The sequence below is a fragment of the Myxacorys chilensis genome, assembly GCF_059505265.1.
On the sequence record NZ_JCACKG010000243.1, the window covers coordinates 1 to 2710 of the forward strand.

The 2710-nt window shown below is 48.7% G+C and carries 5 protein-coding genes; 1 reads left to right on the forward strand and 4 read right to left on the reverse strand.

Translation table 11 applies throughout. The annotated features are described in order from the left end of the window. The first annotated feature begins 367 nt into the window (after window positions 1-367). Window positions 368-877, forward strand: coding sequence for an ISAs1 family transposase (locus AC5JLB_RS25125; protein ID WP_495876565.1), 510 nt, complete (start codon window positions 368-370; stop codon window positions 875-877). Between the two features lie 401 nt (window positions 878-1278). On the opposite strand, the gene AC5JLB_RS25130 is transcribed toward AC5JLB_RS25125, so the two are convergent. Genes AC5JLB_RS25130 through AC5JLB_RS25145 form a run of 4 tightly spaced genes read right to left on the reverse strand, consistent with a single transcriptional unit; the run spans window position 1279 to window position 2590 of the window. Continuing rightward, window positions 1279-1767: a hypothetical protein gene (locus AC5JLB_RS25130; RefSeq protein WP_495876561.1), complete on the reverse strand. Its 489-nt coding sequence runs from the start codon at window positions 1765-1767 to the stop codon at window positions 1279-1281. A gap of 2 nt (window positions 1768-1769) precedes the next feature. Next, window positions 1770-1973, reverse strand: a complete 204-nt coding sequence (locus AC5JLB_RS25135; RefSeq protein ID WP_495876562.1) for a hypothetical protein — start codon at window positions 1971-1973, stop codon at window positions 1770-1772. A 13-nt stretch (window positions 1974-1986) separates the two neighbouring features. Further along, complete coding sequence (locus AC5JLB_RS25140; RefSeq protein ID WP_495876563.1) at window positions 1987-2364, reverse strand: hypothetical protein; 378 nt, start codon at window positions 2362-2364, stop codon at window positions 1987-1989. Further along, window positions 2315-2590, reverse strand: a complete 276-nt coding sequence (locus AC5JLB_RS25145; protein ID WP_495876564.1) for a hypothetical protein — start codon at window positions 2588-2590, stop codon at window positions 2315-2317. Before AC5JLB_RS25145 ends, AC5JLB_RS25140 begins: the two co-directional genes overlap by 50 nt. Window positions 2591-2710 lie beyond the last annotated feature (120 nt).

The following is a 2710-nucleotide window of genomic DNA, read 5'->3' on the forward strand; positions in this document are numbered from 1 at the left end:
TTGCTGAAACCACACTCCTCCAGTATCGCAAAATCCACACGTCTAGAACACGGCCTCGCCCGTTAGCCGAGTTCGTCGAAGTCTATGGGCAAGAAATTTGCCAGAAACTAGAACTAGCACCCGGCACGAAACTCCCTTCGTACTCGACGTTTCGCCGTGTCATGCAACAGCTGGATTATCAGGTTCTCGCGGCTGTGTTTACCGCCTGGGCACAGGTACAGCACCAGGTAGACACAGGTGAGTGGTCTGCTTGTGATGGTAAAAGCATCAAAGGGAGCGTTACTGATTACAGGGATTGGCGTCACGCTGGACGCATTGCACTGTCAAAAAAACATTGCATCACATTATCAAGCAAGGCAATGACTATTTGGTCTGTGTCAAAGCCAATCAACAGCGGTTATACCGAGGCATTGCCCAACAATCGAAGACGCAGCAGCCACTTAGTTGCTATCAAGAACAGGAACAAGGACATGGACGGAGCACGACATGGAAAGTCAGTGTGTTTGATGGAGTTGCAGCATTTGGGCATGAGTGGCCAGGAATCCGAAGCGCGATTTTAGTGCAACGATGTGGGTATCGAGACGGAAAACCATTTGACGAGCGGCAGTCCTACATTAGCAGTTTTATCGCCAGTGCTGAGCAGTTTCATCGCATCATCTGTGGGCATTGGAGGATTGAGAATCGATTGCATTGGGTCAAGGATGTTGTCTTTAACGAAGACGATGCACCGCAAGGGGGAAGGTATGCAACTGCGAATTGGTCAGTGGTCCGCAACTTTTTCATTACCTTTGCTCGTATGTTGGGCTTCTCTTCGATGGCTGCCGCCAAGCGGCACCTCGCCAATCACCTGGACAAAGTTTTTCCCCTTCTACAATGAAACAGCCCTGCAGCCACATAGAGCAATTAACGAAATTAACGCAGAGGAGTATTTACGTAATAAAGGGTATCAGTGTAATTATTTGATAGCTAAGGAATGGACGGTAAGCAACCAGGCTCAGGAATTACTCAGTTTCTACAGGTCACGGGCATACGGGTTGTGTGGGCTCGTTCCAGATGAAGCGTTTCATCTTGCAATAGATGAGTTTGAATTATTTTGTCATGACTACTACGGTCCATTGGAGGTGGAGTTATCATCTCAAGCACGATTTGAAATATGGACATACACTGCAAGCTAACACTGCGTGGCAGCGGACGGACGAAAGCTATTTGTGCTGAGTTCAAGGTTGCTGGCTACTGCTGCACTTCACCGTTATATGACTGACTGTGCAACAAACTGATCTATCGATTATGTGAGATAATTCCTTCGCTTGATACCGCAGACAAAGCACTAATTCTGAGTTTCCAGAGATAGCCGTACTTGTTGCGGTTCGCCCACGGATCAGCCTTAAACGCCCCATAGTTGCCGAAATTATGAGCGCATCCGGGGCGGTTGGAATGGTGCAAATCACATAACGGAAATACTTGCCAAAGTGGAATCTCGAACCCTGGTAGGGGCAAGCTGTAACCCCATAGGATCGGAATGAGTGAGAAGCCGAATAAGGATAGCGGGCTGATTACAGAAGAGATCGCAGACAACAACGCAACTGGATAGACGATCGGAACGCCATAGAAAGCGTGATGCACTTCAGTCGCAGACGATGAGCAGCAAACACACTTCCCACGAGTAAGAGACTTTGCCCGCTTCGCTGTTTTGCGCCATTTCTGGGGATGGTAGCGTTTAGCGGCTTTAGGATTGCTGCCCCATCCATCACGTTTAATGGTTGTCATCCTTACTCCTCTTCAGTCCAATACTCTTCTTCTTCGGCAATGGTTCTAATGTCATCAGTGTAGAAAAGATAAGGCTTATCATCGCCTTTAATCTCACAGAGCCAAGCTTCTCCAAATTCACTAGGATCGCCTGCCTCAATAATGGTGACTTCTTCCCCTGTTGTGGCGTCAGTAAATTCACATCCGATTTCAATATCTCTAGGCATGGTTAAACGTCCTTTATTTTCGAGAGGTACAAATCGCCGCGATCGCAGAAGGGAAAACCCACACGGCAGACTGAGGAGCGGAAAAGCCAACGAGCAGCGCTGCCAGTCCTGAGATGCTGGTGAAGAGGGTAGTTTTGAGCGCGATCGCAACTAAGGTTTTGCGCCGTTCTTCCAGCAATGCCGCTGCAAGTTGCTGACCCGTGATGCGATCGTTCTCCAGTTCGGTTCCACATTGCTTTTGCAGAAACCGATCAATGCCGGGATGATACCGTTCACTAAATCCCTGTTGCATTGCTGCCAGCTTGGCATCAGCTATGATCGCGCCTAGCTCCAGATCGTCTTCAATTCCCAGATCTAGCGGTATGTCTGGAAGTTGTTTGATGTGCTTCATGAGGCTTGAGAGTTTGAGCTAGAGCCACAAGACCGGAGAATGTGATCGCACTCAGGATGAGGAGAGCGGTTAGAGTTGTCAGATTGTGCAACAGTTCAGAGCGGTGATGGGCTTTCGCTTGCTGCCGTGCGTGAGCCGTCAGAATGTCGATCGCCTCTAAATCATCGCCATGACAAGACAAGTAGCCTGTAGAAGTCGCGGTGAACTCGATCGGGGATCTACTCATTTCCATCATCCCCATACAGATCGGCTTCTTTAACGCCGTGAGCTTCGTAAATCGCGTTTTTCAGTAGGGTGTTACAGCCTTTTCCAGCCTAATGAGGTACAAGCTAGAGTAATGTAAAGT

What these genes read in the sequence shown, in the direction of transcription:
- AC5JLB_RS25130 (WP_495876561.1), bottom strand. Translation starts at nt 1,767, where the DNA reads ATGACAACCATTAAACGTGATGGATGGGGCAGCAATCCTAAAGCCGCT.
- AC5JLB_RS25135 (WP_495876562.1), bottom strand. Translation starts at nt 1,973, where the DNA reads ATGCCTAGAGATATTGAAATCGGATGTGAATTTACTGACGCCACAACA.
- AC5JLB_RS25140 (WP_495876563.1), bottom strand. Translation starts at nt 2,364, where the DNA reads ATGAAGCACATCAAACAACTTCCAGACATACCGCTAGATCTGGGAATT.
- AC5JLB_RS25145 (WP_495876564.1), bottom strand. Translation starts at nt 2,590, where the DNA reads ATGAGTAGATCCCCGATCGAGTTCACCGCGACTTCTACAGGCTACTTG.